The organism is Campylobacter sp. S4:11, assembly GCF_024723695.1.
In the GTDB taxonomy this organism is placed as follows: Bacteria; Campylobacterota; Campylobacteria; order Campylobacterales; family Campylobacteraceae; genus Campylobacter_D; species Campylobacter_D jejuni_C.
In genome coordinates this window covers 1-751 of the sequence record NZ_JANQDC010000074.1, presented here as the reverse complement: position 1 = coordinate 751, position 751 = coordinate 1, and the positions used below count along the sequence as shown (strand labels likewise).

The 751-nt window shown below is 25.8% G+C and carries 1 pseudogene; it reads left to right on the top strand.

Annotated features, from left to right (window positions below):
* Positions 1-627 (top strand): annotated as a pseudogene (locus CAMP5053_RS08235) (hypothetical protein); the annotation flags it as partial.
* Positions 628-751 lie beyond the last annotated feature (124 nt).

Here is a 751-nt window from a genome sequence, read left to right as displayed (position 1 = left end):
GTACCTACTAAGTTTAAATTTGATCATAGTTTTAATCCTAAGGATGGCTTAGCCAAACAAAACAAAAACCAAACAAAGCTAAAAGAGCCTAAGTTAAGAATGTATTATAAAGAACATAAATATCAAAAAGATAATCTTTTAATCACTAATTTATATCTAAACGATACTTTATATCAAAACAAACAAGGTTTAGATCAATTAGAATTATCTAAAAACGATTTATTTGATTTAAATGATGTCAATATACTAAATACTCTTAAACAAGACTTTAGTAAAGATTATGATTTTAAAGAGTGTAAAATTACACTTGGTGTGCATTTGTTAAAATTAATCTTTATTATCCCAAAAAATATTGCTAAAGTTTATAAAAGTGCTTATAAAGAATTTGAATATAAAGATTTAGGAGCAGGGTATTTTAAAGAGCTTTTTGAATATCATCAAGATTATCGAGAAAATGAAAATATTATACATCATAGAGTTTTTTTAGCTCCTGCTAAGATGCAAAGGATTGAGTTTGAAATTGCCAAAGGTTTAGATGAGTGGCTTGATGATGAAGGTGTATGTTCTTTTAATATTTTAACTAAGGATTATTTTAAGGCAAATGATAAAAGATATACTTACAAGTGATAATATAAATACCACACAAACTCACATCAATGAAGATTATAATAATACTCAAGAGCTCATCCCTGATAATGTGATAAGAATACAAACACAAGATGGTAGTGGAGAGTTTATTGAGATAATATTT